Source organism: Autumnicola psychrophila (genome assembly GCF_031846645.1).
GTDB classification, from domain to species: Bacteria; Bacteroidota; Bacteroidia; order Flavobacteriales; family Flavobacteriaceae; genus Autumnicola; species Autumnicola psychrophila.
Genome location: NZ_JAVRHN010000007.1, coordinates 47,456 through 74,061, shown reverse-complemented (window position 1 = coordinate 74,061; position 26,606 = coordinate 47,456). Strand labels below are relative to the sequence as shown.

The 26,606-nt window shown below is 38.0% G+C and carries 25 protein-coding genes and 1 tRNA gene; 13 read left to right on the top strand and 13 right to left on the bottom strand.

What is annotated here, in order from left to right; all coding sequences use genetic code 11:
* The first annotated feature begins 336 nt into the window (after nt 1-336).
* Nucleotides 337-1,923: a Ppx/GppA phosphatase family protein gene (locus tag RM541_RS10475; protein ID WP_311500112.1), complete on the top strand. Its 1,587-nt coding sequence runs from the start codon at nt 337-339 to the stop codon at nt 1,921-1,923.
* 195 nt (nt 1,924-2,118) lie between these two features.
* On the opposite strand, the gene RM541_RS10470 is transcribed toward RM541_RS10475, so the two are convergent.
* A complete protein-coding gene (locus RM541_RS10470; RefSeq protein WP_311500111.1) occupies nt 2,119-3,489 on the bottom strand; it encodes an alanine/glycine:cation symporter family protein in 1,371 nt (456 codons plus the stop codon).
* A gap of 61 nt (nt 3,490-3,550) precedes the next feature.
* On the bottom strand, nt 3,551-5,140 hold the full coding sequence (locus RM541_RS10465; protein WP_311500110.1) for a peptide chain release factor 3: 1,590 nt from the start codon (nt 5,138-5,140) through the stop codon (nt 3,551-3,553).
* Between the two features lie 79 nt (nt 5,141-5,219).
* Between RM541_RS10465 and RM541_RS10460 the strand changes: the two genes are divergently transcribed.
* The 6 genes from RM541_RS10460 (at nt 5,220) to RM541_RS10435 (ending at nt 8,793) form a co-directional block, all read left to right on the top strand.
* Complete coding sequence (locus RM541_RS10460; RefSeq protein WP_311500109.1) at nt 5,220-6,908, top strand: OmpA family protein; 1,689 nt, start codon at nt 5,220-5,222, stop codon at nt 6,906-6,908.
* A gap of 68 nt (nt 6,909-6,976) precedes the next feature.
* Entirely contained in the window at nt 6,977-7,495 is a 519-nt protein-coding gene (gene idi, locus RM541_RS10455) for an isopentenyl-diphosphate Delta-isomerase (RefSeq protein ID WP_311496170.1), read from the top strand.
* The gene (locus tag RM541_RS10450; RefSeq protein WP_311500108.1) at nt 7,492-7,902 is read left to right on the top strand and encodes a 6-pyruvoyl trahydropterin synthase family protein; all 411 of its coding nucleotides are present in this window, start codon (nt 7,492-7,494) and stop codon (nt 7,900-7,902) included. Before idi ends, RM541_RS10450 begins: the two co-directional genes overlap by 4 nt.
* 5 nt (nt 7,903-7,907) lie before the next feature.
* Nucleotides 7,908-8,363, top strand: coding sequence for a peroxiredoxin (locus RM541_RS10445; RefSeq protein ID WP_311500106.1), 456 nt, complete (start codon nt 7,908-7,910; stop codon nt 8,361-8,363).
* Between the two features lie 80 nt (nt 8,364-8,443).
* Nucleotides 8,444-8,710, top strand: coding sequence for a hypothetical protein (locus tag RM541_RS10440; RefSeq protein ID WP_311500105.1), 267 nt, complete (start codon nt 8,444-8,446; stop codon nt 8,708-8,710).
* Nucleotides 8,711-8,719: 9 nt separating this feature from the next.
* A tRNA-Thr gene (locus RM541_RS10435) sits at nt 8,720-8,793 on the top strand.
* Nucleotides 8,794-8,979: 186 nt separating this feature from the next.
* Here the strand turns inward: RM541_RS10435 and RM541_RS10430 are convergent.
* The 8 genes from RM541_RS10430 to RM541_RS10395 all read right to left on the bottom strand — a co-directional run bounded on the left by RM541_RS10430 (nt 8,980) and on the right by RM541_RS10395 (nt 16,113).
* Nucleotides 8,980-9,384 carry a lipocalin family protein gene (locus RM541_RS10430; protein ID WP_311500103.1) on the bottom strand — a complete coding sequence of 135 codons (405 nt, stop codon included), beginning with the start codon at nt 9,382-9,384 and terminating at the stop codon, nt 8,980-8,982.
* Nucleotides 9,385-9,500: 116 nt separating this feature from the next.
* Nucleotides 9,501-11,006, bottom strand: a complete 1,506-nt coding sequence (gene mqo, locus RM541_RS10425; RefSeq protein WP_311500102.1) for a malate dehydrogenase (quinone) — start codon at nt 11,004-11,006, stop codon at nt 9,501-9,503.
* A 92-nt stretch (nt 11,007-11,098) separates the two neighbouring features.
* Nucleotides 11,099-11,848, bottom strand: a complete 750-nt coding sequence (locus RM541_RS10420) for a DUF4369 domain-containing protein (RefSeq protein ID WP_311500101.1) — start codon at nt 11,846-11,848, stop codon at nt 11,099-11,101.
* A gap of 53 nt (nt 11,849-11,901) precedes the next feature.
* Complete coding sequence (locus tag RM541_RS10415; RefSeq protein WP_311500100.1) at nt 11,902-13,167, bottom strand: DUF819 family protein; 1,266 nt, start codon at nt 13,165-13,167, stop codon at nt 11,902-11,904.
* Between the two features lie 66 nt (nt 13,168-13,233).
* A complete protein-coding gene (locus RM541_RS10410) occupies nt 13,234-14,052 on the bottom strand; it encodes an HAD family hydrolase (protein WP_311500099.1) in 819 nt (272 codons plus the stop codon).
* 3 nt (nt 14,053-14,055) lie between these two features.
* Nucleotides 14,056-14,223, bottom strand: coding sequence for a type II toxin-antitoxin system antitoxin (locus tag RM541_RS10405; RefSeq protein WP_311496178.1), 168 nt, complete (start codon nt 14,221-14,223; stop codon nt 14,056-14,058).
* Nucleotides 14,224-14,228: 5 nt separating this feature from the next.
* The gene (locus tag RM541_RS10400) at nt 14,229-15,170 is read right to left on the bottom strand and encodes an alpha/beta hydrolase (protein ID WP_311500098.1); all 942 of its coding nucleotides are present in this window, start codon (nt 15,168-15,170) and stop codon (nt 14,229-14,231) included.
* An 82-nt stretch (nt 15,171-15,252) separates the two neighbouring features.
* Entirely contained in the window at nt 15,253-16,113 is an 861-nt protein-coding gene (locus RM541_RS10395) for an SPFH domain-containing protein (RefSeq protein ID WP_311500097.1), read from the bottom strand.
* Nucleotides 16,114-16,234: 121 nt separating this feature from the next.
* Here RM541_RS10395 and RM541_RS10390 point away from each other — a divergent pair, with 121 nt between their 5' ends.
* Nucleotides 16,235-17,017 (top strand): S1/P1 nuclease, encoded by a 783-nt coding sequence (locus RM541_RS10390; protein WP_311500096.1) that lies wholly within the window; start codon nt 16,235-16,237, stop codon nt 17,015-17,017.
* On the opposite strand, the gene RM541_RS10385 is transcribed toward RM541_RS10390, so the two are convergent.
* Both RM541_RS10385 and RM541_RS10380 read right to left on the bottom strand, forming a co-directional pair.
* Nucleotides 17,018-17,599, bottom strand: coding sequence for an alpha-ketoglutarate-dependent dioxygenase AlkB family protein (locus RM541_RS10385; protein ID WP_311500095.1), 582 nt, complete (start codon nt 17,597-17,599; stop codon nt 17,018-17,020).
* A gap of 4 nt (nt 17,600-17,603) precedes the next feature.
* Complete coding sequence (locus RM541_RS10380; protein WP_311500094.1) at nt 17,604-17,963, bottom strand: DoxX family protein; 360 nt, start codon at nt 17,961-17,963, stop codon at nt 17,604-17,606.
* Nucleotides 17,964-18,115: 152 nt separating this feature from the next.
* Here RM541_RS10380 and RM541_RS10375 point away from each other — a divergent pair, with 152 nt between their 5' ends.
* The gene (locus RM541_RS10375) at nt 18,116-20,341 is read left to right on the top strand and encodes a hybrid sensor histidine kinase/response regulator (protein ID WP_311500093.1); all 2,226 of its coding nucleotides are present in this window, start codon (nt 18,116-18,118) and stop codon (nt 20,339-20,341) included.
* Nucleotides 20,342-20,517: 176 nt separating this feature from the next.
* On the opposite strand, the gene htpG is transcribed toward RM541_RS10375, so the two are convergent.
* Nucleotides 20,518-22,404 carry a molecular chaperone HtpG gene (gene htpG / locus RM541_RS10370; protein WP_311500092.1) on the bottom strand — a complete coding sequence of 629 codons (1,887 nt, stop codon included), beginning with the start codon at nt 22,402-22,404 and terminating at the stop codon, nt 20,518-20,520.
* A 221-nt stretch (nt 22,405-22,625) separates the two neighbouring features.
* Between htpG and RM541_RS10365 the strand changes: the two genes are divergently transcribed.
* The 4 genes from RM541_RS10365 (at nt 22,626) to RM541_RS10350 (ending at nt 26,599) form a co-directional block, all read left to right on the top strand.
* Nucleotides 22,626-23,291: a TetR family transcriptional regulator C-terminal domain-containing protein gene (locus tag RM541_RS10365; protein ID WP_311500091.1), complete on the top strand. Its 666-nt coding sequence runs from the start codon at nt 22,626-22,628 to the stop codon at nt 23,289-23,291.
* Nucleotides 23,292-23,303: 12 nt separating this feature from the next.
* On the top strand, nt 23,304-24,611 hold the full coding sequence (locus RM541_RS10360; protein ID WP_311500090.1) for an ABC1 kinase family protein: 1,308 nt from the start codon (nt 23,304-23,306) through the stop codon (nt 24,609-24,611).
* A 206-nt stretch (nt 24,612-24,817) separates the two neighbouring features.
* Nucleotides 24,818-25,360 carry an EF-hand domain-containing protein gene (locus RM541_RS10355; protein WP_311500089.1) on the top strand — a complete coding sequence of 181 codons (543 nt, stop codon included), beginning with the start codon at nt 24,818-24,820 and terminating at the stop codon, nt 25,358-25,360.
* Between the two features lie 228 nt (nt 25,361-25,588).
* Nucleotides 25,589-26,599: a 3-oxoacyl-ACP synthase III family protein gene (locus tag RM541_RS10350; RefSeq protein ID WP_311500088.1), complete on the top strand. Its 1,011-nt coding sequence runs from the start codon at nt 25,589-25,591 to the stop codon at nt 26,597-26,599.
* The last annotated feature ends 7 nt before the right edge of the window (nt 26,600-26,606 follow it).

Below are 26,606 nucleotides of genomic sequence, written 5' to 3'. Positions count from 1 at the left end.
ACTACTTTATCTTTTTCTTCTGCAAAAAATCATTAGCTGAAAAAAATGTCGAAAATACCCTTCTAAAACTGAAAAAAATTAGACTCACATCTTCACTTCACGCTAAGCCTGCAAAAATTCTCATCTAAAAATGCCAAATTTCGGTCAACCCTTCCTTAGGCCTAAAAAGCGACAGTCAAATTTTCATTTTCAGCCGTAAACTTTATTGTGAAAATCAACCAGAGATAAAAATTTAGCAGAAGCATCCCGTAATACTTATTTAAATAAGTTCAAATTCCGTAAATTAGAAGAAGACGCTGTCCTGTTCTACACTTCAGCTAAAGAAATCAATAAAATATGAACGAAAGTACATCAAATTCAGAACCAACAAAGCGCATCGCAGCTATAGACATGGGAACAAACTCTTTTCATGCTGTTTTAGTGGATATTTATCCGGATGGTAGTTTTCGCACCGTAGATAAACTCAAAGAGATGGTGAAACTTGGCGAAAAGGGAATGGATAATTACCTGAGTGAAGAGGCAATGGAAAGAGGCCTCGAGGCATTAAAAAGGATCAAGTTCTTATGTGATCGTCAAAATGTAGAGCAGATTCTTGCTTATGCGACAAGTGCTATTAGGGAAGCTGCAAATGGCGGAGATTTTATTCAGCAAATAATAGATGAAGTAGGTATTAAAGCGAGAGCAATCTCGGGAAAAATGGAGGCCGAAATGATCGCTTATGCCGTGAAGCATGGAATTTCACTTACCGAAGAAATGGTGCTCATGGTGGATATAGGAGGAGGTAGTGTTGAATTTATCATCGGAAATAAAGATGAATCGGTTTATTTTACCAGTCTAAAACTTGGAGTTGCCAGGATGGCAGCAGGTTTTATAAATTCTGATCCCATAACAGAAAAAGAGATTGCAGCATTAAATGAGCATTTTAGGAAAGAGCTTAGCGAAGTTTCTCAAAACCTGAAAAAATACAATGTAAATACAATTGTAGGATCTTCGGGAACTATGGAAAATATTGGCGAAATGGTTGCAGGACGTAACGCTATTACTGCAGAAATGACTCTTAATGAGCTTCAGTTTAATTCTCAGGAATTTATGGATTTTTACGACCATTTCATCAAGCTGGATATCGAAAAACGTGCAAAGGAGAAAGGTCTTGAAGAAAAAAGGCTGGACATTATCAATCCCGGAATGGTCCTTCTTAAATTTATGATTGAGGAGTTTAAGATCGATAATGTGAAAATTTCAGAGTCCGCTTTGCGGGAGGGAATGATCCTTAATTTTATTGATAAGGAAAGAGACCAGCTTAATTTGCAATTAGTACGTCATTTCCCTGATCCACGTAAGAGAAGTGTATATGAGCTTTTGCATAAATGTGATTGGCCGGAGCAGCATTGCACTCATGTAACCAATTTCGCACTGCAATTATTTGATGAATTTCAGAAAGATCTGAAGTTAGCAGATTCAGATAGAGAACTATTTGAATACGCCAGTCTTATGCATGACATTGGTTACTATATTTCTCACCGAAAACACCACAAACATGCGCTGTACTTAATCCGAAATTCAGATTTGCTTGGTTTTAAAGAAGATGAAATTAACCTGATGGCGAATGTCGCACGCTATCATAGAAGGTCAACTCCGCACAAGCGGCATAAAAGATATAAGGATCTTGATAAGAACTTGCGAAATCGGGTGAAAAAGCTTTCTGCACTGTTACGTGTTGCAGATGGTTTGGATCGCAGCCATTATCAAAATGTGCGGGAACTGGAAATTAAAAAGGATAATGAAGAAGTTACACTTCTTATAACTACCGCTAGTGATCCTCAGCTGGAGATTTGGGGCACTTTGCGTAAATCAAAATTATTTGAGAAGGTAACCGGAAAAAAATTAAAAATATTTTCAGTGGTAGAAGAGGAAGTAGTGTAGGTGAGTATCTAAAGGAGTCTTTTAAGGAGATACCTAGAATTGCTGTCAGCCTGAACCTGTCGAAGGCCATTTCTTTTTAAAACCCAAATCCAGAGCGATAATTGCCAATTTAGAGCCTCCTGTTTTGAGCATTGAATAGAATTCAGCAGTTAACCTGTCGAATGGCAATTTCTGCTCATGTCGGGTTTATAAAATCTATTCCAGGTACTTCTTAAAATAAACCCGTGCAGCCTTCATTACCTTTGGTGCCAGGATTAGAGTGGAGATCATTGTTGGAATGGCCATCAACGCAAAAAATCCGTCAATTAAATTGATCATCATACTCAGGGAAGTTGTGGCGCCAACCAGAATGCTTAATATATAAAAGTAATTGTAGTAATGCTTGTTTTCGGCTCCCAGGAGGAAGTTGAGGCATTTTGTTCCGTAATAGGAATATGAAAAAAGTGAGGAAATACTAAATGCCGCGATGCACAACAGTAAAACATAATCTCCGACATACGGAATGGAATTTCTGAAAGCTGCTGCGGTAAGGCTAACTCCATTGGCATCGCTGCTTTGCCACACTCCGGTTACAAGAATAGCAAGAGCTGTAAGCGTACAAACGACCAAAGTGTCTATTGCTGGTCCAAGCATAGCAACCAGGCCTTCCCGAACGGGTTCTGAAGTTTTACTTGCACCATGTGCCATCGTAGCGGTTCCAATTCCCGCCTCATTTGAAAAAGCCCCTCTTCGTATTCCCAGGATCATTAATCCGCCTATAATTCCGCCGAAAAGTGGCTCTCCCTTATAATTTTCCGCAGCAAAAGCATCAGTAAAAATGAGCCCCAGGTAACGCGGCAGTTCCTCAAGATTTATAAAAAGGATTACAAGAACAGCTACAAAATAAACAGCAACCATTGCAGGCACCAGCTTAGAAACCGTACGGCTTATTCTGTAAAGTCCACCAAGAATTACTGCGGAAGTGATTATTGTAAGGATAATTCCAATAATGAGATTAGACATAAATCCTGTTTCAATTCCTTGTGGCTCGAGTAAAATTGAATTTATCGCCTGGGTTAATTGATTCACATTAAAAACCGGCAGAGCTCCCACCAGTCCCGCTATCGCAAAAAACACAGCCAGCGGCTTCCAGCTTTTTCCCAGGCCTTCCATTATATAATACATTACGCCGCCCTGGATGTTTCCTTCAGTATCTTTTCCGCGGTACATTACCGCTAAGGTATTAGTGAAAAATTTGGTAGACATTCCTACAATTGCGCTTATCCAAAGCCAGAAAACAGCTCCCGGGCCTCCTAATGCAATCGCAACCGCCACGCCGGCAATATTTCCCATTCCTACAGTGGAAGAAAGCGCTGTGGATAGCGCCTGAAAATGATTAATTTCTCCAGGAGCGTTAGGGTCATCATACTTTCCCCGAAGCAAATCCAGAGAATGTCCCAAATACCGGAAAGGCAGAAATCGTGAAAGGATCAGCAAATATAATCCGCCGCCGATGAGCAAAATAACCAGAGGTAAACCCCATACAAGCGAAGCAAATTCCGCAATAAGCTCATTCAGTTGATCCATAGTTTTCACATTTGGATCGAAAATAGGAAATTAAACCCTATAAATCCGCACGCTGTTGTTTTTAAAATTCTGAAGTAAAGTGAAATTTAATATCTGGATATTTCTGCTGAGTCATTTGCAGCGAAAATTGGGAATCGGCTAAAAATACCAGCTGACCTTGTTTGTCCTTGGCCAGGAATTTCGATTTTACCCGCTTGAAATCTTTAAATTCTTCACTCTTCGGATTGTCTGCTTCTACCCAGGTAGCTTTATAGACATTCAGGTTTTCATAAGTACATTTCGCTCCGTATTCGTGTTCTAATCTATACTGAATAACTTCAAACTGAAGTGCTCCAACAGTTCCAATAATCTTCCTTCCGTTTAACTCCAAAGTAAATAATTGTGCAACACCTTCGTCCATCAACTGGTCAATTCCTTTTTCCAGTTGCTTGGATTTCATAGGATCGGCGTTATTGATATAGCGAAAATGTTCTGGAGAAAAACTTGGAATTCCTCTGTACATCAGGTTTTCACCTTCAGTTAAGGTATCACCTATTTTAAAGTTTCCGGTGTCGTGTAAACCCACAATATCACCCGGATAAGAGACATCTACAATTTCTTTTCGTTCAGCAAAAAAAGCATTCGGACTCGAAAACTTAAGGCTCTTATTATGTCTTACATGTAGGTAAGGTTTGTTTCTTTCAAACTTTCCGGAGACAATTTTTATAAAAGCAAGTCGGTCACGGTGCTTGGGATCCATATTGGCGTGGATTTTAAAAACGAATCCGGTAAATTTATCTTCATCAGGTTCAACCAATCTTTCGTCGCTTTCCTTTGGACGGGGTGTAGGAGCAATGTTAATAAAGCAATCCAGAAGTTCCCGAACACCAAAATTATTTAAAGCCGATCCAAAGAAAACGGGCTGCAACCTTCCGGCAAGATACGCCTCCTTGTCAAATTCAGGATAAACGCCCTGCGCCAATTCCAGTTCCTCTCTTAACGTATCGGCAGCTTTATCGCCAATCAGCTCATTAAGTTCTTCAGAAGCAAGATCAGAAATTTCTACAGTTTCTTCAATATCTTTCCTGGGATCGCCTGTAAATAGGTTTACATTCTGTTCCCAGATATTATAAATACCTTTAAAATCGTAACCCATCCCGATTGGGAAACTCAGCGGAGTTACGGTGAGGTTCAGTTTTTGCTCAATTTCATCAAGAAGTTCAAAAGCATCTTTCCCTTCACGATCCATTTTATTTATAAAAACGATCATGGGAATATTCCGCATACGGCAAACTTCAACGAGTTTTTCAGTTTGTTCCTCAACACCTTTGGCAACGTCAATCACAACAATCACGCTGTCTACCGCAGTGAGCGTCCTAAAAGTATCTTCAGCAAAATCCTTGTGACCGGGCGTATCTAAAATATTAATTTTAATGTCCCGGTATTCAAACGCAAGAACAGAAGTAGCTACAGAAATCCCACGCTGCCGCTCAATTTCCATAAAGTCACTCGTGGCACCTTTCTTAATTTTGTTGGATTTTACTGCACCGGCTTCCTGAATTGCACCTCCAAAGAGCAAAAGTTTCTCTGTAAGGGTAGTTTTACCGGCATCTGGGTGAGAAATAATACCAAAAGTTCTTCTTCTCTTTATTTCTTTCTGAAAACTCTTCATCTATTGATAATTGAAGCGCAAAAGTACTATTCTTTCAGGAATTTTTCGAAGAACTGAGATCCTAATTCTCTGCGGAATTATGGTCGATAATTGGCATTTTTCGGGTTTCATTTTTTTAAAAGTCCGTAACTTTCAGGTTGAGCATTTGGGGCTTATGAAGATTTCTTCAGAATATAAATTACTGATATTGGGAATTTTACTTGTAATTTTTCCGCGGATATCTTCTGCACAGACGCAAATGGAACATATTGCAGCAGGTTCTTACCTGGTAAACATGGGCGTAAGGCCGCAGACGTCTTCTAATGCGCTAAAACCGTATGGTTTACTGCATGATTTGCTGAAAAACGAGTCGGTAGAGATAAAATGGGTCATAAATCCCGAAAAAGAGAAGGACGGAGTTGATTTTATTCATGATAGTATTGAATTTAGAGGCAGCTCTTTTGTTGTCCCGGTTTCTTACATCACTGAGGAAGTAAAACAGAAGATCGAAAACTGGCAAAAAAAGGGAGTGGTTGGGAAGTTTGCAGTTTCAAACCTGAATTTGCCAATTTTCACCACTCTTTCTGTCGCACCAAAATGGACGCTGGACAGGCAAAACGGAAATATTGCACTTCCATTTTTTGAAGCTGCAGAAATTCCTGCGGAAGCCTTCGGTGGTAGTAATCCTGCAAATTGGAAAAACCCAACAGAACTTGGAGTGTGCGATGATATTTTTGTGATGCCGCATGCGGAGCCAAAATTTGAAACCCATAATAATCTTTATTACTGGAATCGCAATTACAAAGGTGCGATCTGGGCCGGTTGCCATGCAGGAAGTCAATTGGAAAACCTGGTGGGAATAGAAGAAGTAGGCGCTGACAAAAAACCAATTCAGCTTAATTTTCTTTCAGCAGGATTTGCAGGAGCTGCCAGTGCGGGTTTAATTCCGTATCATGAACATCGCCACGCTACGCCACCATACACTCATTTACAACCTGCAGATCCTGTTTCCCAATATTTAGGAATTTCAGATAATGCATATTTAAATGGATCTGAGCGGGTTTTTTATCCGAGAAATAGAAATTTATGGAGATACGGAGTAAAGAAAATTGTAATGGATCCTTCGGCGCCTGATAATCCCTCTTTAACTAAAGCGGAAGCCGCCATTGTTGTTTACGGTCATGGTTTTGATAATAAGCAAAACGGACTGGTAATGTACCAGGCCGGGCACAGTATTTTTGGTGATACAGAACAACATATTGCGGCGATGCGTACCTTTTTTAATTGGAGTTTTTATGCTGCGGAAGTAAAACGAAAACAGAATCTCGTAAGATTTGATAATGAAAATGCACAGGAGTCGGTAATTGCTGCCAGGGTAGGGGACGATTTGGCAAAATTATTAAAGCTGAATCACATTCATTTCGACCTGGATAAAGCTGAAATTAAGACGGAAGCAAAAAAGGAACTGGACCGGATTGTAGGTTTTATGAATGATTATCCCGAATTGCTCATCGATGTTCGTTCTCATACAGATTGCAGGGCAGATGACGATTATAATCTAAAACTTTCTGAAGAAAGAGTAGCAGTGACAAAGGATTATCTCCTGCAGAAAGGTATAGATCCAAAACGGATTTCCGGTCGCGGTTATGGTGAAACCGAAATTATGAATGACTGCATAAACGGTGTTCCCTGTAACGAAAAGCAGCATGAAATCAATAGGCGATCAGAATTTATTCTATCCATAGACTGCTCTCTCTATTCCGGCCGACTTAAACAAAACACAAAGTAGTAATACCTGAAAAAACTTATTTGGTAAAGGTATTGGCTATTTTGTACATTTGATTTTCAATAGAAAAAATGGCAAAGGAAAAGGTTATTTTAGTTAACGAAAAGGATGAGCAGGTTGGTCTTATGGAAAAGATTGAAGCTCATGAAAAGGCGCTTTTGCACAGGGCATTTTCAGTTTTCGTTTTTAATGAGAAGGGAGAGACCATGATTCAGCAGCGTGCACTTTCAAAATACCATTCCCCCGGTTTATGGACAAATACCTGTTGCAGCCACCAGCGCGAGGGAGAAACAAATATACAGGCTGGAAAAAGACGTCTCCAGGAAGAAATGGGTTTCTCGACAGATTTAAAAGATACCATTTCATTTATATATAAAGCCCCTTTCGACAATGGTCTGACAGAGCATGAATTCGACCATATTTTGGTTGGGAAATTTGAAGGAGAACCAGATTTGAATCCAGATGAAGTTGCAGACTGGAAGTGGATTAGCCTTGAGGATGTAGAGAAGGATATGAAACAGAATCCTGAAATATATACCGAATGGTTTAAAATAATATTCGATAAGTATTATTCACATATAAAATCATGAGGTTAACCGTCCATAGAAAAGCACATTTTAATGCTGCCCACCGTCTTTTCAGGAAAGAATGGGATGATGCGAAAAATGAAGAAGTTTTCGGAAAGTGCAGCAATCCTAATTACCATGGTCATAATTATGAGCTTACGGTTTCTGTTACCGGAGAAATAGACCCTGAAACAGGCTTTGTGATGGATCTTAAAGTTTTGAAAGATCTAATTTATACTGAAGTTGAGCAGCCTTTTGACCATAAAAATTTAAACGTTGAGGTGGAAGAGTTTAGAACACTTAACCCTACTGCAGAAAATATTGCCGTGGTAATCTGGAACAAACTCCGGAATAATCTAAGGGAGGACCTTGAACTGATGGTTACACTTTATGAGACTCCGCGTAATTTTGTCACTTATAAAGGAGAATAAATAATATGGCACTTAAAGTTGGCGACAGTATTCCGGAAATCGGATTAAAGGATCAGAATGGTAATACTTTCGATTTTTCTTCAGTTAAAGGAATTCAGCCTTTTGTGGTTTATTTTTATCCGAAGGATTTCACCCCCGGCTGTACGAAAGAAGCTTGTTCTTTCAGGGATAAGTATGAGGATTTTAAGGAGTTGGGAGCAGAGGTAATAGGAATAAGTGCAGACTCTGAAGAGTCTCATCAAAAATTTATTTCTAAGTACAACTTACCTTTTATTTTTCTTTCAGATGAAGATAAAACGGCAAGGGATCTTTTTGGTGTAAAGCCGAACCTGCTGGGAATGATTCCGGGAAGGGAAACTTTTATCTTTGACATGCAGGGAATATTGCGTTATAAGTTTAATAGTATGAATGCAACGCGGCATATTCCTGAAGCATTAACCGCCCTGGAGAAAATGAAATAATATTTTTTAGAAAAAATGTGCTGTAGTTTCTTTAGCATATCAAAAAATAGATTAAATTCGCAGCCGAAAATTTATTCAAAATGGCAAGTAAAAGAGTATTGAAAAGAGATGTGAATAATGTAATGGGCGATATTATAGATGCCGCTTATATTCACCAGGCTGCCAATCCTAAAGAAGATCCTGCAAAATCTGAAGCGATCGTAGACGAAGCTATCGCTACTTTTGACGACCTAATTGCAAAGATCAACAAGAAGGACGTAGAAGATAATAAAAAACATTTTAAAGAAGTGAATAAAGAATTTGAAACTAAGGCGAATGCTTTAGTGGAAAAGGTAAACGCTTTATAGTAGTTTTTTGCCGATGTAGCTCAGCTGGCTAGAGCAGCTGATTTGTAATCAGCAGGTCGTGGGTTCGAGTCCCTCCATCGGCTCTTATTTGAAAGCCCCTCCATTTTTGGAGGGGCTTTTTTGTTCCATTTTAGTGAGGGCGAGAAGCCTGTCCAGAGCGGAGGCAGTTTTTTACTACGCAGTCGAAGGAAGTCCCTCCATCGGCTCTTAAGTAAAAGCCCCTCCTTTTTTGGAGGGGCTTTTTTTATATTTAAATTGTAAAAATTGATTTACAGTCTTTCCAGTGTAAAGGTTGCCGGTATGATTTGATCATCAAGTACAAAATCTGTAAAGAAAGAAATCTTGTTGGCATTTCTAAAGCGAAGTGTTCCTTCTAGTTCCCCTGAATTTTCAAGATACACAAAGTAGTTACCTTCTTCGTTGTACCAGGTACCTTTGGCTGAATCTTCCTGACAATTATTAAGTTCGATGTAAAGTGAAGAACTTAGTGTATCATCTCCATAAAAGGTTATTGTTGACTGGCTGTCACATGTATTGGTTTTAACTGGAGCAACTGTTTCAATATTTGTTACTACCCAGGTGCCCACAACACCCGGGTTTTCATCGGTATCGTCACTACATGAAGTAAAAAATAAAAATCCAAATGCTGCTAATAGTAATAAGTATTTTTTCATTCGATTATTTTATGTAAAACAGGGTTTTAAAAGAAACGCCAATATCTAAACCGTTTTTCCTATAAATACGTCTGACTCTGGCGTAGTGCGAAAAATGACAATTATCAACCTTCTGCCTAATGCAGTACGTCCAGTTCCAGTTTTTTAGAAGAATTAGCTTGTGCCTGCTGAAATTCTTCAATGTTATTCTCAATATTTTTATTCCAGAAAGGCACCATTTCTGAAAGTTTTTCCTGCCATTTTGCAGATTTTAACTTTTCAGGAAAAGCAACCTTCAGCACATCTATCATAATGGGTACTGCAACCGATGCTCCCGGTGAGGCACCTAAAAGGGCAGTTATCGTTCCATCTGTACTGTGCACGAGGTCCGTGCCAAATTCCAAAATTCCACCTTGTTCTTTGTCCCTTTTTATGATCTGGACTCGCTGTCCTGCAATTCGCAAGTCCCAATCTTCAGCTTTTGCATCTTTCACAAAGACCCTTAAATCTTCCATCCGTTCTTTATGACCCATAGTAACCTGTTTTATAAGGTATTTCGTGAGCGGTAAATTGTGCCAGAAAACGCCCCACATCGAAGGAATATTATCAATATTTATTGTTTTTGGAAGATCGAGTTTAGATCCCTCTTTCAAAAATTTGGTGGTGAAACCTGCAAAAGGACCAAAGAGCAACTCTTTTTTACCATCAATAAACCTGCTGTCCAGATGTGGTGTGGACATTGGAGGTGCATCTGGTCCCGCTTTGCTGTAAACTTTAGCATGATGTTTCTCTATAATTTCACGATTTTTGCAGTAGAGCCATTGCCCGCTTACCGGAAAGCCACCGTAGCCATCTTTTTCTTCAATTTCTACCTTCTGTAATAAAGGTAAAGCTCCGCCACCGGCACCTATAAAGACATGTTCGGCATCATAATGACATTTTTCCCCGGTCTTTAGGTTTTTTGCTTCCACTTTCCATTCCTGTTTTTTTTCCGGATCTATGTCAAGAACTTCATGGCCGCGAAGAACAGGAACATCAAATTGTGTCTGAAGGATATGAAAATATCTTTCGGTGAGTTTACCGAAATTCACTTCGGTTCCTAACTCCATTCTGGTAGCTGCCATTTTCTCATTTCTGTCTCTGTTTTCCATGATAAGCGGAAACCATTTTTTCAGTGTTTCGAAATCTTCAGAAAACTCCATGCTTTCAAAGAAAGGTACAGATTTCATTGCTTCGTAACGCTTTTTAAGAAATTTTACGTCATCTTCTCCTCTTACCCAACTATGATGAGGTACAGACCTCAGGAAGTTCTTTGGATCCTTTACAAAACCCTGCCCAACAAGGTAAGCCCAGAATTGCTTGGTGGTTTCGAACTGTTCGAAAATCTTAATGGCTTTAGAAACGTGAATATTGCCATTTTCTCCTTCAGGAGTATAATTAAGTTCACATAAGGCAGAATGTCCGGTTCCTGCATTGTTCCAGGCTTCAGTACTTTCCTCGGCTACTTTTTCAAGTCTTTCTAGAATGAGGATCTTGCTTTTTGGTTCCAGCAGTTTCATCATTAGGGCCAGAGTGGCGCTCATGATGCCACCGCCTACACAAATTATATCGTAGTTGTTTTCAGAAGGAATTTTAAAAGTCATACAAGTCTTTTCTCAAATTTAGAAAATTGACCTGCCAATACTTTTAAATATATACTAATACTTCGAAGGAAGAAATTTTTAGGAGTGAAAAATCAGGAATTTTCCCCGGCATATTCTTCTTCAATCTCTTCCTGAAGTTCTATTTCCTCTCTTCTCTCCTTAAGAAATTTCTTTAAGTCCTTACCATATTTAGATTTTATTACATCTTTGCTTAAAGAATTGTAAATCGTGTCCAGGTATTTAATATTTGCATCAAATACTTCGGAAAGGGCAAGGTAGGGAGCGATCTCCAAATCTTTATTATTAATAGCAAAGTTAACGGTATAGAGATATTTTCTTTTTAGCAGTTTATCATACTCCTGGTCTATCTCCATTAGCTTATCTTCATCCTGAGCCTGTTGTGCTTCAAAACTGGATTTGATTAAATCGAGATTACTGTCGTTAAATCGCTTCATTATTTTGCGATACTCGACCAATTTCTCCTGATTTTTCGAACCAACTATTTTTGCAGCGGTTTCAAACTTTTCCAGTTTGGTATTTATCGTAATTTCACCCGCATCGGCAAAGAAATCCAACCTGTCATCATATTCAGAATTATCTATTTTGTCCAGGTACAGGTACATCATTTGTGGACTTTCTATATAGGTTTCCAGTACAAAATGAGGATCACCCTGAATTTCCACAGAGTCCAAATTAACCATAACAGTGTCTTCTATTTTTTGCAGATACACGGTACCTTTTTTAAGTCCGTCAATTTTTCCTCTTACAGTTAAATTGCTCTCTGTTTCAGAGCATGCGGTAATACAAAGAACGAATAGTAAAAGAAGGCCTGTTTTTTTCATGTTAATAGCAATAAATTTTGGAGCGCAAATATCTTATAAATTTCCTGTATATACTAACTGGTGGAAGCCATTTGCATTAAAATTGTACACAAAATTGCACCGTAGGTTCCAACTACATAACCAAATACAGCAAGGAGCACGCCAACTGTTGCAAGAGAAGGATGGAAAGCGGCGGCTACAACAGGAGCAGATGCTGCACCACCAACATTTGCCTGGCTTCCTACGGCGAGAAAGAAATAAGGAGCCTTAATGAGTTTTGCTGTAACCACGAGGATTATGATGTGAATGGTGATCCAAACGAGGCCTATTCCAATTAATGCGGGATTATCAAAAACACTTCCCAGGTCCATTTTCATGCCTATAGTTGCTACAAGGATGTAAATAAAAACACTCCCAAGTTTACTGGCACCGGCTCCTTCATAAGACTTGAATTTCGTGAAAGAAAGTATAATCCCAATTGCAGTGGCAATGGTGATCATCCAAAAGAAGGTGGAAGAGAAGGAGGATAACGCACTTTTGCTATCTGTGAAAACTTCAAAATTAGCCGAAAGAAATGCAGAAATAACTTCGGCACCCCAGTGCGCAATACCTACAGCACCAAATGCCAAAGAAAGCATGATCATTAAATCTGCCAGAGAAGGATTTCGCGTGACACTTGCTGCATAATTGGAAACTTTGTTCTTTAGTTCTTCAATAGCAGAATTATCAGCTTTTAACCAATTGTCTATTTTTTCATTTTTTCCAATTCCCATTAATACAATAGCCATCCAGAGGTTGGCTACCACAATATCCACTAATACCATCCCGCCGTAGAGGTCGGGATTGTACTCATAAATCTCTAACATAGCTGCCTGGTTGGCACCGCCTCCTATCCAGCTTCCTGCAATTGTTGAAAGTCCGCGCCAGATCGCATCGGGACCTGCGCCGCCAATGCTTTCTGGTGATATTACTGAAAATAAAAGTATAGCCAGTGGTCCTCCAAGGATGATTCCCAAGGTGCCTGCAAAAAACATGATAAGTGCTTTTGGCCCCAGGTTAAATACGGCTTTTAAATCAATACTCAGCGTCATAAGTACAAGCGCTGCCGGAAGCAAAAAGCGACTGGATACAAAATAAAGGTTAGAGGTAGAATCGTCTATTAATCCCAAAGAATTAAATATGGCGGGGATTAGGTAGCACATTAACAGTGCGGGAACTACAGCATAAAATTTCTTCCAGAAACCTTCTTTTTGAGATGAGGTATAGAAAACGAAGCCAAGGGCTATCATTAATAATCCAAAGACGATAGCATCATTGGTAAAGACCGGTAATTCTTCCATTTAAATATTTGTGGTTACTGTGGCAAATTACAATTTTAATCGAGGCTTTATAAAGTTTTTAGATGCTTAAAAATCCTTTAGTTCAAAGATATCAATAAGACTTTTGGCTACACCGTCTTCGGTTCCTGGATGGGTAACCACTTTTGCAACCTCCAGGACTTCATTCCTTGCATTAGCAACAGCTATTCCCATTCCAACGCCTTTTACCATCTCCACATCGTTATAATTATCTCCAAAAGCAATACAATCCCTGGCATCGCACCCGTAATGCTCCTTTAATAAATATTGAATTGCCGAAAATTTGGATATTTCTTTGTTGGCTATTTCCAAATATGTTGATTTCGATCTGTATAAATGGAGCTTATCGCCATAATTATCAGTAAGGAAATCCCTTATTTTATCTATGTTCTCTTCTGCGCCCATTGCCATGATTTTGTGCGCACCTTTTTCTTCTTTTTTCCATTTAGTAATAACATCTGCATTGGATTTTACTTCGGGAGCAATCTTAGTATTGGTTTCTTCCCGGGCAGACCATTTATCTTGTCTGGGGACATACCATTCATCATTGTGGTACAGGCTTAAATGGCAGTCCATTTCAGCATTAAAGTTATGTAGGTCTTCCACAATATTTAACGGAATGGTAGTAGAACTAATAGGTTTCTCGTCCACTAAAACAAGACCGCCGTTATAGGCTATAATTGGATAATGTTTAATACCCAGATCATCCTGAAGGTGCCGCATTGCCGCAGGCATTCTTGCAGATATAAGAACGAATGGAAGCTTTTCACTTATATTTTTTACGATTTTTATGGTGTGGTCAGATAGGATTCTTTTGCTATTCAGCAATGTGCCATCTATGTCTGAAAATACGATTTTGTAAGCCATTTTTTATTTTTGGGTTTTATTTTTAGGGTGTCTTTTAGCTTCCTTTAAAGATTTGCTCAGCATCCACTCTATCTGCCCGTTGGTGCTTCTAAAATCGTCAGAAGCCCATTTTTCAATGGCTTTTAGCATCTCCTCATCCACTCTCAATGCAAATGCTTTTTTATTACTCATTCTATTTATTTTTCCAGATTCCGTATAAAATCTATCATTATAGGGATCAGTTCAGGGTGTAACGGCCGGTTGGGTTCGTTATAAGATTTTGAATTTGCCAGCTGGTCATTTCCCTGGATTTCCCTGAAAACGTGATTCATATTGTCGATAATTGCCATTTCTGAGTCTGGTTTTGCTTCTTTAAGTAATTCTGCTTCTTTTACATTCATCTGGACATCGGAAGTTCCGTTGATGATTAAAATCGGTATTTCCAGCTTTGCGACTTCTAAAGCAGGATCAAACTGAATCCAGGAGGCAAGAAATGGTTGTACATCTGCTCTGAACATGGATTCCAGAAAAGGATGATAACTGGTGGTGCTTCCTTTCTGCTTTATTTCATCCAAAGCAGCTCTGGTACCTTCCTTAAGCTCTGGTAATTGGTTGCCAATTTGTTCAGTAATAATATCATCAATACTACGACCCGCACCGGCCAGGGAGATAAAAGCATCAGCCTTATTATTTGCCGCAAGCATACCCACCAAGGAACCCTGGCTGTGTCCGGCTACAATTATTCTCTCATACTCTTCATTTTTTCTGAAGTAGTCCAGCACTGTATTGGCATCTTCAACAAAATTGGTAAAACGAAGATCCTTTTCCTTTAGTTCTGACTGACCAATCTTCATGATTCTTTTATCGTACCGAAAACTGGCAATTCCTTCTTCAGCTAAACGATGGGCCATTTTCTTCAAGGCATCGTTCTTCATCATGGGTTGATTGCTATTCCTGTCGGTGGGTCCCGATCCCTGGATTAAAATTACCAAAGAAGAAGCTGTGCCTTCTGCAGGAATTGCTAATGTCCCGTCGACAAAATTATTGATCGTCAACTCCTCTTCAGTAAAAGTTTCCTGAGCCATAGTCGGCTGAATATTAAAAAGGAGAAACAGGCCGATAATTGTGATTTTGAGCATATGGCTTTTATTGCTGATAATTTATAATAGTTTTTTTAGAGGTTCAAAGGTTCCTAATCTCCAAAAGCAAAATTTGTTATTTTTAATGATTTAAAGTTCCTGCATTTACCACAGGGGAGGCATCTTTATCTCCGCAGAGAATTACCATGAGGTTGCTAACCATTGCGGCCCGGCGCTCGTCATCAAGATTTACAATTTCTTTCCTGCTTAATTCATTCAAAGCCATCTCTACCATACCTACTGCACCTTCTACAATCTTGTGCCTGGCAGCAACAATAGCCGTTGCCTGCTGTCGCTTTAACATGGCACTGGCAATTTCGTTGGCATAAGCGAGGTAACCAATCCTGGCCTCCAAAACTTCAATTCCTGCGATAAATAGACGTTCTTCCAGTTCTTTTTCCAACGCTTCACTAACTTCGTTTACGCTGGAGCGAAGGGTGATGTCCTCATCCAGACCTTCATCTGCAAAGTTATCATAAGGATATAAACTTGCCAATTTTCGCACTGCGGCATCTGTTTGTACCACCACAAAATTTTCAAAGTTATTGACATCAAAAGAAGCTTTATAGGTGTCCATTACCCGCCAAACAAGAATAGTGCTAATCATAACCGGGTTTCCCAGTTTATCGTTTACTTTAAGCCGTTCACTGTCAAAGTTCCTGGCACGAAGGGAAATTTTCTTTTTTGTATAAAACGGATTAACCCAGAAAAGACCGTTTTTTTTGACGGTACCTTTATAATCACCAAAGAGTAATAAAACTCTGGATTCGTTTGGATTAACTAATATTAACCCTGGCAAAATAATAAGAGCGGCGAGAAAAGACAAACCGAGCCATACGCTTTTAAACATTGCGAAGCCTATGATGCTTCCAATGAAGAGGATAAGAAAGATAAATAACATTACATATCCGTTTGATGGATTTAAACCTTTTTCCTGAGTCATGACTAAAATTGTTGGTTGATATTAAAATGATATTATAAATGTATTACTTTAAATTGATAAAATATTAATTTTAACATTCATTTTGTGCAGCTTGATTATATTTGCTGAAAAATTACCTGCTATGAAATCCTTCTTATTTGCTCTCTTGTCTATTTTTATTGTGCAGCTTTCTTTTGCCAATAATGGGGATTGGGGGAAGACCGGCCACCGTGCCACTGCTGAAATTGCTGAGGCCCATCTTTCTAAAAAAGCACAAAAGGCCATAGATAAATTACTAAACGGAAGAAGCCTGGCTTTTGTGGCAAATTATGCCGATGATATTAAGAGCGATCCTAAATTCAGGCAATACGGGCCATGGCATTATGTGAATATTGATCCTGAAGAAGAGGAGTATAATCGGGAAGAAGCAAATCCACGTGGAGACCTGGTACAAGCTATAGAAAAATGTACTGCTGTTTTAAAAGATGAAAATGCTTCTAAAGAGGACAAGCAGTTTTTTTTAAAAATGTTAATTCATTTCATGGGTGATCTTCATCAGCCTTTTCACGCCGGCAGGAGTGAAGATAAAGGAGGTAATGACATCCAGGTGAGATGGTTTGGAGATGGTACCAACATTCACAGTGTGTGGGATAGCAAAATGATTAACTCTTTCCAGATGAGCTATACTGAACTTGCGGAGAATACCAATGAACTTTCAAAAGAAGAGAGGGCTCAAATTACATCTGGCAATCTTCTGGACTGGGTGTATGAGTCCCGGGATCTTGCAGATGAACTTTATGCTTCTGTGGACAGTGGCGAAAAACTCGGCTATGATTATATGTACAAGAGATTTCCTTTGGTGTTGGAGCAGTTACAAAAAGGCGGACTTCGTTTGGCAGAGGTGCTGAATGAGATTTACAAATGATCAGATTATTCTTCTGAAGGTAAGATTGATCCTGCTTCCTATGTCCTTTCTTGACTTTGGAAGTTGATGTTTCCAGAAGTGTTGGGTGCTGCCTCTCATAATGAGTAAACTTCCATGCTTCAGGATAAGCTTGTGCTTTGTGTTTTTTGTTTTATGTTTGAAATGAAAGATCCTTTCTGCTCCAAAACTTACTGAAGCAATTTCGGGGTTTACTCCCAGTTCCTTTTCATCATCAGCATGCCAGCCCATGCTATCCTGTCCGCTTCGGTATAAATTTAACAGACAGGTGCTGAAATTTATAGTACAGACTTTTTCTACAGCAGTTTTTATCTGATGTAATTCTTTAGAAAAATTTTCGGGTTGTAATATTAAGCCAGAGTAGGTGTAGGTTTTGTTATTATTTGCATATAGGGCCGTAAGTCTGGGTTGTAGAACTTCTTTGCCGAATAATCTAATTTTTTCCTGTCTCCATTCAATATCACTAAGCAAATTTTCGAAATAAGTATCCGCTTCAGTTTCAGGAAAAAAGTGAGGAAAATAAAGAAGTTCTGCGTCAGGAAGATCAATTATTTCTGAATCCATTATTTTAATATTGAAGATATTGCCACGCCCACCACATAAGAAAAAACTGAAGAGGAATCCTAAGGATCAGAACCCACCTCGGAATTCCTGCAGCGGCTTTTTCTGAAGATAACATATAAAAATGAACAAGCAAAAAAACTGTTAGCATGAAGATAATCCCGTAAACAGCTTTATTCCTCCAAGTTTCAAATAGCAAAGCTGCTCCTAAAATTATTTCTGCAATACCACTCAAATAAACCAGGGCTTTATGTGCAGGTAAATAACGTGGCATTATTCGCATGTACATTCTGGACCTTAGAAAATGCATGATACCGGCAACTATGTAAATTCCAGCCATAAAATAAAGATGCCACGGGAGGTTCATATTGGTTTTTGTTTAAATATAAAGGAAAAAATCTCCTAAACCCAATCGTTATGGGAAACAGCGGGGAACCTTAATCCTAAAAATTCTTGTGTAGTTCATTGAAATGCAGTAATTTTCGTGTCCCTAGAATCTCTAACTTAACCCATTACTAATTGAAAAAAGGCTACTACAGGCTTCTTCTTTTTCTATTTTCCATACAGGCTTTTGCCCAGGAGAATCCATATTCTGATCCTTTCCTGGATTCCCTATATGATATTTCTGCAAATTATTCTTACGATTACAATTATTACGATGCCATAACCGAGGCAAGAAAATTAATTAAGGAAGCTAAGTTACGGGATAACAACGAGTACCTTTATCATGCCTATAATATTCTTGGTGGCAGCTATACCGATTTAAAGGATACATTACGTGCCCAGAAGAACTACGAGGAGGCTCTGCGTTATGCTATAAAATCAAACAATGATACTCTTGTTCTTTGGGCAAATAATAATTTGGGGAACATCTTTTCTGAAGATAAAGATATAGAAATCCGGCAATTGGGAATTGATTATTATAACGAAGCGATTGCCATTGCAAGAAAAATGGGAATTGAGAGGGAAGTTCTTTATCCTACTAATAATATTGCCTGGACCTATATTGATAATGGAAAATATGATAAAGCTGGTCCTTACCTTTGGGAAGTATGGGATCTCGTGAAAGGTTCTGATGAAGAAGACAGCTATTTGCTCTCATCAATTAATTACCTCACCGGACGGTATTTTGTAGGTATGGGGCAGCTTGAAATGGCAGAACCCTATTTTAAAAATGCCATTTCTAAGGCCGAAAAGGATTTATACCTGCTGGAGGCATCGCTGGCATATAAAGAATATTCTAAATTACTTTTTAAACTGGAAAAGTATGAGGAAGCTTATCTGGCTCTGGAAAAATTTAAAGATTATAATTCTAAAATTTTTGAACAGGAACGACTGCGGCAAATCAATATAGCTAACGCAAAGTTTGATAATAATGACTATCAGAATAACCTCAATTTAGCAGAAAAAGAGCAGCAGTTTCAGGCCGAAATTATAGAAAAATCTAATGAGAAAATTTATATAATGGTGGTATCTTCCATTGTTTTAATAATTATTCTTATTGTACTTAATAAAATTAACCGTGATAGAAAGAAGCTGATTGATGAGTTAAAAATTAAGAATAATGAGCTATATGAATCTAAAAATCAGGCGGAACATCTTTCCAGGTTGAAAACACAATTTTTTTCAACAGTCAGCCATGAGATAAGAACTCCATTGTATGGAGTTGTTGGATTGACTTCTCTTTTATTAGAAGATAAAAGTCTAACAAAGCACCAAAGCGATTTAAAGTCTTTGAAATTTTCTGCAGATTATCTTTTAGCTCTTATTAATGACGTACTGCAGATGAACAAAATGGAATCAAACCTGGTAAAACTTGAGAAGGTATCATTTCATCTTAAAGATTTAATGAGCAGTATCTTAAATACTTTTGAGTTTGCCCGTATCCAAAACGACAATCGTATTCATATTCATATTGATGATGATATCCCATCTTACTTAATGGGAGATCCTGTACGACTTTCACAGGTTTTAATGAACCTGGTGGGGAATGCCGTGAAATTTACAGAAAGGGGTGATATTCACCTTTCTGCTAAGCTTAAAAAGAAGAATGAAGACGAGATGTACTTTATTTTATTTGAAGTAAAAGACAACGGTATTGGTATCCCTGAGAATAAGCAAAATCATATATTTGAGGAGTTCTCGCAGTTAAATACTTCCAACTACAACTATCAGGGTACAGGTTTGGGGCTTCCAATTGTCAAAAAACTACTTGAACTTTTCGACTCCAAAATAATTTTAGAAAGCGAAAAAGGTAAAGGATCTAAATTTAACTTTACAATAGGCTTTAAAAAGGATATTTCTAAAAAAGAAGGATCTGCTAAAAAAGTGGAAAATGAAGAATCTGTGATGGAAAATCCTATTCCGCAACGGGTTCTTATTGTAGATGATAATCGAATTAATCAGGTAGTTACCAGCAGGATCCTTGAGAAGAAAAAATTTATTTGCGAAGTTGCCGGTGATGGTGAGGAGGCTGTTAATAAGGTAAAAGCAAATGATTATAACCTTGTTCTTATGGATCTTAATATGCCCGGGATGGGTGGCTTGGAAGCTACAATAAATATTCGGAAATTTAATTCTACGGTGTCGATTGTGGCGTTAACGGCTGTAGAAGTAGAGGAGATGCGTGAGAAAATATTCAAGGCCGGGATGGATGACATTATTGTTAAACCTTATGATGTTCAGCAATTCTATCAAATTATTTACAGAAATATTTCCGGGAGAAAAATTGCAACCGAGGTATAAAATCTATTTCTTTTAAGCGGAATGCGCAAAAGAATCCAATTACCTGTTGTCTGGATTTCAGTTTATTTTCTTTTAGATTATGTAGCACTGGTTGCTTATATTTGGCCAATATAGAATTAAAAAACCGCTTTACTGTAATTGCAGCAAAGCGGTTTTGTCATTTATAATGTGTTCAATTACTTCACCATATCGAAGCTACGCTTTATAAAAGCAGTTAATTCTTCTCCTTTAAGTAAATTCTGAGATAACCTGGCTAAATCCAGGGATTGCTTTATAAGGCGCTCCTGTTTTTTGTCAGTTTTCGTGTTTAGAATTTCAGAAATTAAATCGTGGTTGGTATTTACCACAAGATTGTACATCTCTGGCATATTGCCCATTCCAAACATTCCACCGCCGCCGGTTTGTTGCATTTCCTTCATACGACGCATAAACTCCGGTTGAGTAATAATGAGCGGTGCAGCATCGCTATCCATAGCTTCTAATTGTACAGTATACTTTTCCTTCGGAACAACTTTTTCAAAATCAGATTTCAATTTCTCCTTTTCTTCATCTGAAAGTTTAGAGATATTTTCATCATCTTTTTTGATGAGGTTGTTCACGTGATCAGAATCTACACGTACAAAAGAAAGTTTTTCTTTAGAAGATTCCAGTTTCTGTAGCAAATGAGAAATGATTGGTGAATCTAAAAGTAGTACCTGGTAACCTTTGTCTTTGGCCGCCTGGATGTAGCTGTGTTGCTCATCCTGGTTGGAAACATAAAGTACAACCATATTTCCGTCCTTGTCGGTCTGGTTTTCCTTTATCTTTTCCTCAAGTTCTTCAAAAGTGTAGTATTTATTGTCTACCGTGGGATAAAGTGCGAAACTTTGTGCTTTGTCAAAGAATTTTTCTTCTGAAAGCATTCCGTACTCAATAACGATTTTAATGTCGTTCCATTTCTTTTCGAAATCTTCACGATTATTGTTGAAAAGCGTTTTCAACTTATCTGCAACCTTACGGGTAATATAACTGGAGATTTTCTTAACTGAAGAATCTGCCTGAAGGTAAGATCGTGAAACGTTCAAAGGAATATCAGGAGAATCTATTACTCCGCGTAACATTGTTAAAAATTCCGGTACAATCCCTTCAACATTATCGGTAACATATACCTGATTTTGATAAAGCTGGATTTTATCTTTCTGGATGTTCATATCCTGATTCATCTTAGGGAAATATAAAATTCCTGTAAGATTAAAAGGATAATCTACATTTAAATGGATGTGGAATAACGGCTCCTCGAACTGCATGGGGTACAATTCGCGGTAGAAATTATTATAATCCTTTTCTTCAAGCTCGGTTGGCTGCTTTGTCCAGGCCGGCTCGGGATTATTAATAATATTGTCTACGGTCTTTGTTTCCGGCTCAGCGTCTTCGGGAGCATCTTCAGGTAACGGAAGAGTTTCTTCTGTAGTTCCAAATTTAATTGGGATTGGCATAAACTTGTTATACTTCACCAATAACTCCTGAATTCTGTTTTCTTCCAGGAATTCTTCTTCATCTTCATTAATATGAAGAATAATTTCTGTACCGCGCTCCTGCTTATCTCCTTCTTCTAAAGTGAATTTTGTAGTTCCTTCACAAGTCCAATGAGCAGCTGGTTCGTCTTTAAAAGATTTTGTGATTATTTCCACCTTATGAGCCACCATAAATGCAGAATAAAAACCAAGACCAAAGTGTCCTATGATTCCGCTGTCTTTAGCAGAATCTTTATATTTTTCAAGAAATTCTTCAGCTCCTGAAAAAGCTACTTCATTAATATACTTCTCAACTTCCTCTTTGGTCATCCCAATTCCCTGGTCGATAACGTGAAGTTTTTTACCTTCTTTATCAACTTTTACTTCTATAACAGGATTTCCGTATTCTACAGATACTTCCCCAATGCTGGTAAGATGTTTCAGTTTAAGGGTTGCATCGGTTGCGTTAGAAATCAACTCCCTTAGGAAGATCTCATGATCACTGTATAAGAACTTCTTAATAAGAGGAAAAATGTTCTCTACAGACACATTAATATTTCCGGTTGCCATATATAATTTTTTATTTGTTAATCATTCGGCTCATTAAGGTCAAAAAAAGTACCATTGAACTGCCGCTGACAAACTGACATAGCAAGATGTAAGGTTTTGCCAGTTTCGGCGTCTAAATTATGGAATACTACTGAAAAGGAAATATTTAACAAACATTTTGTTTAACATTCACTTATAAATGTTGAACAAGTAACTATATTTGAATAGAAAAATTAAGAGTTATGACAGCTAAAACAGGTACCACTAAGAAAAAACTTGATGAGGATCGTCTTATAAGTTTATATATGGATTATGTTCTGGAGGAGGAAAAGACTCCGGGAACTGTATATAAATTTTGTAAAGAGAATAAAATTGACGAGCAGGAATTCTACCAGTTTTTTGGAAGTTTTGAGGGTCTTGAAAAAGGAATTTGGAGCCGTTTTTATGATCATGCTTTAAATGTAATCGGCAAGAGTCCGGAATATGAATCGTTCTCTAACAGGGAAAAGATGCTCACGTTCTTTTATACTTTTTTTGAAATCCTTACGGCCAATAGAAGTTATGTATTATTTACGCTGAAAAAGGGTGAAATGTCACTTAAAAATCTGGAGCAGTTAAAAGGTCTTCGGAAAAAAGTGAAATCTTTTGCTGCAAATTTAGTGAGAGAGGGTAACCAGGAAAAGTCCGTAAACGTAATAAGACAATCTGAAGCTGTGTTTTCAGAAGGTGCTTGGATACAATTGCTGTTCCTTTTGAGATTCTGGAAAGATGATAATTCTCCAGGATTTGAACGTACAGATGTAGCCATAGAAAAATCTGTAAATACGATATTTGACGTTTTTGACAGTACACCTTTGGATCGTATAGTGGATTTTGGCAAATTTCTATGGAAAGAAAAAATGGCATAAGCCGTATATAAGATGAAAACAATAGACAAAATACCCACAGGAAAGTTAGGTCGTAGCTCCAAAATGGTGCGTACCGGTGTAAAAATAGGAGGGAATTACATTAAGTATTATAGTAAAAAAGCCTTCAATAATCAGTTAACAAGGGATGAACTGGACGAAAGTAATGCCAGTGACATTTACGACGGCCTTAAAAGCTTGAAAGGAAGCGCGCTTAAAGTGGCCCAAATGCTTTCTATGGAGAAAAATTTGTTGCCAAGTGCGTATGTGGAGAAATTTAGTCTTGCACAGTTTAGTGTTCCTCCATTATCGGCGCCTTTAGTTCGAAAAACCTTTAAAAAATACCATGGAACATTTCCAGAAGATCTATATGATACGTTTGCAACCCAATCTGTAAATGCGGCCAGCATCGGACAGGTGCACCAGGCCACTAAAGATGGGAAGAAACTTGCTGTGAAAATCCAATATCCAGGGGTTGCAGACAGTATCAGTTCAGATCTTGCAATGGTAAAACCTATAGCATTAAAGATGTTTAACCTTCAGGCGAAGGATTCAGAAAAATATTTTAAGGAGGTAGAGGGGAAGCTGCTGGAAGAAACAAATTATGTTTTGGAAGTGGAGCAGAGCATACATATTTCTGAAGCTTGTGCTCATATTCCCAACCTTAGATTTCCTAAGTATTATAAAGATTTGTCCAGCGAAAAAATTATTACAATGGACTGGATGGAAGGAAAGCATCTCAATGATTTTGCCAAACTGAATAATGATCAGGAAAAAGCAAACAAAATAGGACAGGCACTTTGGGATTTTTATATGTTCCAAATACATGGTTTGAAAGAAGTGCATGCAGATCCACATCCTGGTAATTTTTTAGTAGATAAAGAAGATAATTTGATAGCCATAGATTTTGGTTGTATTAAAAAAATCCCTGCTGATTTCTATGAACCATATTTTTCTTTAACTGATAGGAAGAACCTGGAAAACCCTGAATATTTTACCGAGCAGTTGCAAAAGCTCGAGATCATCACTGAGGCTGACAGTGCAAAGGAGGTTTCTTTTTTTTCTGAAATGTTCTATGAGATGTTTATTATGTTTTCTACTCCATATCAATCTGAAGTATTCGATTTTACAGATGAAGCCTTCTGGAAGCACCTTACAGCACTTAGTGAAAGATATTCTAAAGATCCAGAACTTCGAAAAATGAATGGAAACAGGGGCAGCCGCCACTTTTTATATATGAGCAGGACTTTCTTTGGATTATATAATCTGCTTCATGATCTGGAAGCAAAGGTAGATGTGAATAGGTACAAGAAATATTTGTAAGAATTGGTTTATTGGTTAGGTTGTGAAAAGCGTGTTCTTTTTATTAAGAATGCGCTTTTCTATGTCTTAGCTTTTGCTGCTCGTCCCTATTTGTTATTATAGTGGTAAAAAAGGAAGTTTCGCTTGTTAAATTTAGAGAAATCTCTTTAGGACAGAAGCTTGTATTTTTATATTCATTCTAAGTTTAACCATTAAAAAAATATATTATGAAAATGCAAACTTTAATTGTACTTGGTGCATTCTTGTTCCTAAGCTCAATAGTCGTTGGACAAAATACCGGGTATGATGATTACGATGGCAACATGGATGGAACTATAGATCGGACTGAGTTTGACGATCAGTACAACAACACAAACGCCAACTGGGACCAAAACAATGATGATAATGTTGATGAACGTGAATTCTATGAAAACACGTACAGAAATGTGGATCGAGACAGGGATAACCAAATTTCTGAAGATGAGTGGAATGAAGGTTATGACAACATGTACGGTGACTATATAGATTCCAGGACCTATGATGACTACGACACCAATCGGGATGGAAACCTGAGTAGTGAGGAATATCAGGAGAGTTTTAGAGACTCAGACTTTTATAGTAGCTACGACACAAACCGTGATGGAAATGTAAATCAGGATGAATTTAACACAGGAGTTTACAGTTATATGGACCGTAACAGGGATGGCTCTCTAGACCAAAATGAGTACGATGCCTATGGTTCCTACTACAACACTGCTGGTGATATGTAGAAACTTTGTCTACTTAAGACGAATTATAAAAGCTCGCATAGCGGGCTTTTTATGTTAGTGAAAATTTTCAAATAGATTTTCTATTTGAGGGCATTTTAATTTTAAGTAGGTCCTTTAATCAATGAATGATGTTTTAGAAAGTGTTAATCTTTATTATATTGCGACCATAATTTTTGCTGAATTGCTTAAATTGATGGGGAAGAATAAAGAAAATTCAAATTGTAAAATATGTATCAATCTAAAATTGCAGGTTTAGGAAGTTATGTTCCAGAGAATGTTGTTACAAATGAAGATCTTGCAGAAATCATGGATACCAATGATGAGTGGATCCAGGAAAGAACAGGAATAAAGGAGCGGCGACACATTAAAAAAGGAGATGGCAACTCCACTGCAATAATGGGCGTGAAAGCTGCTAAAATTGCTTTAGAAAGAGCCAAAATTTCAAAAGATGATATAGATCTTATTGTTTTTGCCACGCTAAGTCCAGACTATTATTTTCCTGGTTGTGGTGTGCAGGTACAGGAAATGCTTGATATAAAAACCTGTCCTGCTTTGGATGTCAGAAATCAATGTAGTGGCTTTATCTATGCGATTTCGGTAGCAGATCAGTTTATTAAAACAGGAATGTACAAAAACGTTCTGGTTATCGGTAGTGAAAATCATAGCGGGGGATTAGATATGACTACCCGTGGTCGTTCTGTTTCTGTAATTTTTGGAGACGGGGCAGGAGCTGCCGTTCTTACAAGAAGTGACCATAACAGCCAGGGAATTTTATCCACTCATCTACATTCTGAAGGGAAGCATGCGCTGGAACTTTCTTTACAGGGCCCCAGTACGAACCACTGGGTGCCAGAGATCATTGCTGAAAATCCGCAGGGAGATGATATTCATTATTATCCTTATATGAATGGGCAGTTTGTTTTTAAAAATGCCGTAGTCCGTTTTTCGGAAGTAATCATGGAAGGACTAACAGCAAATGGACTGGAGGTAAAAGATATCGATATGCTCATTCCGCACCAGGCAAACCTTAGAATTTCGCAATTTATTCAGCAAAAATTTAAATTAAAAGATGACCAGGTATTTAATAACATTCAGAAGTATGGCAATACAACGGCGGCTTCGATTCCAATAGCTTTAACTGAAGCCTGGGAAGAAGGGAAAGTAAAAGAAGGTGATGTTGTGGTACTCGCTGCTTTTGGGAGTGGGTTCACATGGGCAAGTGCAGTAATACAATGGTAAGAAGAAG